Below are 5,646 nucleotides of genomic sequence, written 5' to 3'. Positions count from 1 at the left end.
CTGCGCCGACGGCTGCCCGTCCGTGGCCGCGCCGCCGCGACCACAGGGTCCACCCACGCGGGTACGCGTGCCGCGCATCGGCGTCGACTCGGCGCTCACGGTGCTGGGCCTGGACCGCGCCGGCGTCCTCGTTCCGCCGACCGAGTTCGACACGGCCGGCTGGTACGGCGGCGGCCCGGCACCCGGCGACACCGGCCCGGCCGTGCTCGCCGGGCACCTGGACTCGCGCAGCGGCCCGGCGGTCTTCGCCCGGCTCGATGAGCTGCGCCCGGGTGACCGGGTCCAGGTGTGGCGCGGCGGGCGGTGGCTGTCGTTCCGGGTGACCGGGTCGCTGCGTACCCGCAAGGACCGGTTCCCGACGGCCGCGGTCTACGGCCCGACGCCCGGGGCGGAGCTGCGTCTCGTCACCTGCGGGGGCGACTTCGACCGGCGGCGCGGGCACTACCGGGACAACGTGGTGGTGTTCGCGATCGCCGACGGTTGATCAACTCGGCTTGCGGGATGTCGGGGTGTCCGGCTCGGCCCGATGCCCCGGATTCCCGGATCCCGAGTCGATCATCGCCTGGCGGGGCCGGCGTCAGACCGGGCGGGCCGGCGTCAGACCGGGCGGCGGCCGGCGAAGCCGCACTCGGCGCGGTGGTACCAGCGCACGTCGGAGTCGCCCTCCAGCCAGCACCAGAGCACCGCACGGCCGGCCCGCTCGCCGGGAAAGTCGAGCAGCACCGGCGCGATGCCCTTGACCTGGATCTCGTGCTGGTGCAGCTCCTCGACGACGGCGTGCAGCCGGGCCTCCAGCCCCTTCACCTCGGCCAGCCCGCCGAGCGCGCTGACGCCGTGGTCGGCCAGGTCGACGCGCAGCTCGGCGAGGTCGGCGCGGAGCCGGATCAGCTCATCGACACGCGGCTGCAGGGTGGCCACCAGGTGCCGGGCCTGGGCGAGTGTGAACACGTCGCCAGTATGCCCGTCACATAGCGCCGCTGGTCACCCCAGGCATGAGATCAGAATTCCCTTAAGTGGATCTTGAGACTGTATGCCTGTCGGCAGCCCTCGTCGAGCATTGGCAGGCGTACGCACCGTCCCACCATTGCCAGAGCTCCCGTCGGGCACCTATCAGCAGCCGTACCGGCTAGCTTCGGACATCCGACAAGCTCCATAAGGGACTTGAACGGGAAAGTGCAGGGCTGCGGGTGTGGGAGCCGTGGACAGGGGTGTCACTTGCCGCTGCGCTCAGGTATACAGAGTTCTCCTCGCGGAGCAGCCTTTCATTCTCGGGAAATCCGTCGGTGCAACGGAGGCTCACTGGCATGAGCGATGGTTCGTCCCCCACCACGTCCCCAGCTCTTCGGTTCTTGTTCCGCTACCGCGATCTGGTCGCTGACACACTGCCCGAGCATCGTGCCGTCCTGCAGGAGCGGGGGTGGTGCTGGTGGGGATGGTGGAAGCGGCCCAACGAACCTGGCCGGCTGGAGATATGGCGGGCTCTGGAACAGGAGACGCGCGCAGGGCAGCGGGTGCTGATTGGACTGTTCCACTCCGGTACGGGCAGCGTCCATCCGGCATCCGTGGAGCGGGTAGTCGTCCCCCAGGCCGACGATCTGGGTAACTATGTTTCGCTCAGTCCGCCCACCGCCGAGCAGGATGGCGTTCCTCCGTACTACCGATCGAGTCGGCACAGTCGGGGCTGGCTGCGGCTGGTGGCCTTGGCTGAGGAGCCGATCGAGTTCTTTGGGAAATTCTCGTTCGCCTCGGCGCCGCCGTTGCCGCACCACCCCGCGAGCCAGTTGGAGCGGCTTGTGGGCAAGCGGATTCTGGACGCCGACGAGCTGCGCGCGATGGACACCACCATTTGGGAAATCCGGTCGGCCCAGCCGGGCGATTCCAGTGAACGGTTCCTGACCGCGTCGCAGCGTGAGGACGGCGCGCTGTCCGCAGAGCCGATCGCCTGTCCGGGGCCGTGGCTGCTACACCTCACCGATCCGCACTACGCGACCGGCCGGTTCCGTCCCGAACATCAGTGGCGGCTGGAAACCGAGGACGGGGCGACACGCCCCACCATGGTTGACGCAATTTCGAACGCGCTCGCTCATCACCAGCGATCAGTCGGAGCGGTTCTCGTAACGGGCGATCTCACCTACGTCGCCGCCCGTGAGGAGTTCGACGCGGCTCGAGCCGGCCTCTTCAAGTTGACCAACGGACTCCTCGGCCTGGGCATGGAGCATCTCGTGGTCATTCCCGGCAACCATGACATCGCGTGGACCCGCAGTGACTCCTACGACTACGGAGCACCGGTTGAGGTGGCGCCATCCGAGGCCACCGCCAACTACCGGAACTTCTTCAAAGCACTCTATGGCTACCCGGCTTCACCCCACCTCTCAATGGCCCGCCGCTTCGTCTTCCCCGGCGGCAACCTCGTGGATGTCGCTGCGGTCAACTCCAGCTCTCTGGAACAGGGCCAGTCGTTCCTGGCAGGCATGGGCCGTGTGCAGGAATCCGCATATCGAGAGGTGACGAGCGCCCTGACCTGGTCGAGTCCCGGCTCAGCCCTACGAGTACTCGCGCTGCACCACCACCTCGCGCTGACCGAGGACCTGGAGTCGTCCGATGAATACGCCACCGGTTTTGGGATCGCCATCGATGCGCCCCGGATCCAGCGCATGGGCGCTCGCGACGGGGTACATCTCGTCGTGCACGGCCACAAGCATCGCGCGTTCGTCTGGCGAGCCGAGGCGTACCATCTCCCGGAATACAGCAACGAGCGCTGGGAGTTGGGGCGCTTCAACATCGTGGGCGGCGGAAGCAGCGGCTCGAAATCGTCAGACGGGCGGCGTAACTTCTTCAACCTGATCAGGATGGCCGGCCCGGTCGTGGAGTTGGAGATGTACCGGAGTCAACACGAAGGCGCGTTCGAACGCTTCATGACCTGGAGGGCACCCTTGGCCACTGGCACAGACGGCCGGCTGGAGATCGCTCCCTGGCAGGTCGTCTCTCCATGACCGCCCGACGCCCGCGGGTGAACGCTCTCATCCTCGACATGGACAACACGTTGTACGACTGGGTCGCTTACTTCGTGCCTGCGGTCCGAGCAATGGTGTCCGAGGCCGCAAAGCTCCTCGACGTGTCCGAGGATGAGCTACGTGGCGACCTCCAGGCCGTACACCGCAAACACGGCAACACGGAGCACCCGTTCGCGCTGCTTGAGACCACCGCCGTCGAGCGCCACCTTCCCGGCATGAGCCAGCGGGCACGACACGAGTACCTGCTGCCCGCCTTCGCCGCATTCAACGAAGTCCGACGACACCACCTTCGCCTCTACGCGGACGTTGAACGGACCCTCCAGGCCATCAAGTCGACAGGTTGCCGCATCGTGGGCCACACGGAGGCCAAGGATGTGAACATCAGCAGCCGAGCACGCGCGCTCGGGCTGGAAGCGATGTTGGAAGCGATCTACGCGCCTCGGTTCATCGGACCACCGCACCCTCTAGGCGTCGATCGACCATCGACCCCTACCGCGATCGAGGTTCGTGTACTTCCGCCGACAGCGCGCAAGCCCAACCCCGACATCGCCCGTCGGATCGCCGAGCAACTCGGCGTACCGCCCAACCGCTGCCTGTATGTGGGTGACAACCTGAGCAAGGACGTCGTAATGGCCAAACGAGCGGGAATGCTCGCAGCGTGGGCGCGTTATGGCACCCACCACGACCCCGAGCTCTGGCGTGACCTGGTCGCGCTGTCCCACTGGGACCCCGCAGCCGTCACCGCCGCAGAAAACACGAGTAACGACCTGACCCGCTTTGGGCCTGACGTCACGTTGGACGCCTTCCACGAATTACCTGGGCACTACACATTCGCGGCTGACCCAGGATCTCGGCGATCTCAGTTGGCGTCTAATTGCCGGGCAGCCGGGTCCGCCGAATGAGCGAACCCGGCGCCGGGCTGGGTCGCTGACGGGGACCACGCGCTTCGCCGGTTCAGATCACCAATGTTGCTACGAAACTCGCTGAGCCACTCGCCAGTCTCCGCCTCGACCAGCTCGGCTGTGCGCAGCACAAGCGTGCGGATCAGTTTCTCACGGCGTCGTACCGCCAGATCCACCTCGTCGTCATCACGTGCGGTACTCAAGTCTGCGGTTGCCCAGTCCAACCTAAACTCGGTGAGTGCCCGCTGAAGCGCCTGCACGGTGGCGATATCCCGCATCCAGGCGGACGACAGCCCAAAGAAGTGATCGAATGCCAGACAGCCGCCCGCCATGGCGAGGAGGACGTATCCCCAGCTGGCGCCCCGGCCGGCGCTGGCCGCGCTGACGAGTGGTACGACACCTCCGGCGATTCCCAGCAGGATGACACAACCGCGCAGAATGCGGGAAGCTGTGCGGCGGATCGCCTTGTCACGCAGGTACCAGGCGACCCAATCCTCAGCCTGACCCTCCGCCCACTCACGCAGGCGTTGCAGGACAACCTCCGGCTGCTGCTCCGCGGCCAGGACAGGGAACGGCCGGATAGTCATGTCTCGGCGGGGGACACGATGTACTTCACGGACGTGGCCGTTGCCGGTTACCACGACTCCTCCGACCGCGGCAAACGGCGAGAGCCGCGTACAAACGTCAGATCGAGAATCGAAGGACACTCTCGCCGCATACCGACAGCCTGCACCGCCAGGGCACGGCGCTCAAGAGCAAACACCGCTCCGGTGACGGGCGGAAGTCAGTCGGCCTGGGCGGCCAGTTCGCGGGCGCGGTCCCGGGCGGCCTCCAGCGCGGCGAGCAGCGCCGCGCGTACGCCGTGCTTCTCCAGCTCGCGGATCGCGGAGATGGTGGTGCCGGCCGGCGACGTGACCGCCTCGCGCAGCTTGACCGGGTGCTCACCGGAGTCGCGCAGCATCACGGCGGAGCCGATCGCGGTCTGCACGATCAGCTCGTGCGCCACCTGCCGGGGCAGTCCGAGCAGGATCCCGGCGTCGATCATGGCTTCGACCAGCAGGTAGAAGTAGGCCGGGCCGGAGCCGGAGAGCGCCGTGACCGCGTCCTGCTGGGACTCGGGCACCCGGATCGTCTGGCCGAGGGGCTTGAACATCTCCTCGGCCAGGGCGAGGTGTTCCCCGGTGGCGTACGCGCCCGCCGAGATGGCCGTCATCGCCTGGTCGACCAGCGCCGGGGTGTTGGTCATGACGCGGACCACCGGGGTGCCGTCGGGCAGTCGGCGGTTGAAGAAGCTGGTGGGCAGGCCGGCGCAGAGCGAGATGACCAGCTTGTCGGCGGGCACCTTGGGGCCGATCTCGTCCAGCAGCGCGGCGGCGTCCTGTGGCTTGACCGAGACCGCGAGCACGGCCGCCTCGTCGACGGCGGCCAGGTTGTCGACCACCCGGACGCCGTAGCGGGCGGTCAACTCCTCGGCGCGGGCCGGTCGGCGGGCGGTGGCGAGCAGCCGCTCCACCGGCCATCCGGAGCGCAGCAGCCCGGAGAGCATCAGCTCACCGATCTTGCCCGCGCCGATCACCGCGACCGTGTGCACCTCGGCTGACATCTCGGCCGTACCCCCTCGCGTCGGGTCGCGGCGTGGCGGGCGGTGGGCCCGATACGCCGCCGAACGTCGGGTCGCGGCGCGGCCGGCCCCGTGGCCCGCCGCGCCGCCTACCGTCGATCAGCTGCCG

Annotated in this window: 6 protein-coding genes; 3 read left to right on the top strand and 3 right to left on the bottom strand. The window is 68.0% G+C overall.

The window, feature by feature from the left end; all coding sequences use genetic code 11:
- Positions 1–484: class F sortase (locus AB0J68_RS25705; RefSeq protein WP_363940746.1), on the top strand; the 484-nt coding region annotated here is incomplete at its 5' end.
- A gap of 113 nt (positions 485–597) precedes the next feature.
- On the opposite strand, the gene AB0J68_RS25700 is transcribed toward AB0J68_RS25705, so the two are convergent.
- On the bottom strand, positions 598–948 hold the full coding sequence (locus AB0J68_RS25700) for a DUF2203 domain-containing protein (RefSeq protein ID WP_234586913.1): 351 nt from the start codon (positions 946–948) through the stop codon (positions 598–600).
- 356 nt (positions 949–1,304) lie between these two features.
- Here AB0J68_RS25700 and AB0J68_RS25695 point away from each other — a divergent pair, with 356 nt between their 5' ends.
- Positions 1,305–2,993: a metallophosphoesterase gene (locus tag AB0J68_RS25695; RefSeq protein WP_355066895.1), complete on the top strand. Its 1,689-nt coding sequence runs from the start codon at positions 1,305–1,307 to the stop codon at positions 2,991–2,993.
- Positions 2,990–3,916 carry an HAD-IA family hydrolase gene (locus tag AB0J68_RS25690; RefSeq protein WP_355066896.1) on the top strand — a complete coding sequence of 309 codons (927 nt, stop codon included), beginning with the start codon at positions 2,990–2,992 and terminating at the stop codon, positions 3,914–3,916. The genes AB0J68_RS25695 and AB0J68_RS25690 overlap by 4 nt, the downstream gene beginning before the upstream one ends.
- Here AB0J68_RS25690 and AB0J68_RS25685 read toward each other — a convergent pair.
- Both AB0J68_RS25685 and proC read right to left on the bottom strand, forming a co-directional pair.
- On the bottom strand, positions 3,874–4,503 hold the full coding sequence (locus AB0J68_RS25685) for an SLATT domain-containing protein (protein ID WP_355134929.1): 630 nt from the start codon (positions 4,501–4,503) through the stop codon (positions 3,874–3,876). The genes AB0J68_RS25690 and AB0J68_RS25685 overlap by 43 nt on opposite strands.
- Positions 4,504–4,700: 197 nt before the next feature.
- Complete coding sequence (gene proC / locus AB0J68_RS25680) at positions 4,701–5,519, bottom strand: pyrroline-5-carboxylate reductase (protein ID WP_354858227.1); 819 nt, start codon at positions 5,517–5,519, stop codon at positions 4,701–4,703.
- Between the last annotated feature and the right edge of the window lie 127 nt (positions 5,520–5,646).

The sequence above is a fragment of the Micromonospora sp. NPDC049580 genome (assembly GCF_040675595.1).
Lineage (GTDB): Bacteria > Actinomycetota > Actinomycetes > Mycobacteriales > Micromonosporaceae > Micromonospora.
Note: the sequence above shows the minus strand (reverse complement) of the source record. Positions and strands in the feature narration are given on the sequence as shown.

Bases quoted from the DNA above. Each gene is read 5' to 3' on its own strand.
- AB0J68_RS25695 (WP_355066895.1), top strand. From the start codon at position 1,305: ATGAGCGATGGTTCGTCCCCCACCACGTCCCCAGCTCTTCGGTTCTTG.
- AB0J68_RS25690 (WP_355066896.1), top strand. From the start codon at position 2,990: ATGACCGCCCGACGCCCGCGGGTGAACGCTCTCATCCTCGACATGGAC.
- AB0J68_RS25685 (WP_355134929.1), bottom strand. From the start codon at position 4,503: ATGACTATCCGGCCGTTCCCTGTCCTGGCCGCGGAGCAGCAGCCGGAG.
- proC (WP_354858227.1), bottom strand. From the start codon at position 5,519: ATGTCAGCCGAGGTGCACACGGTCGCGGTGATCGGCGCGGGCAAGATC.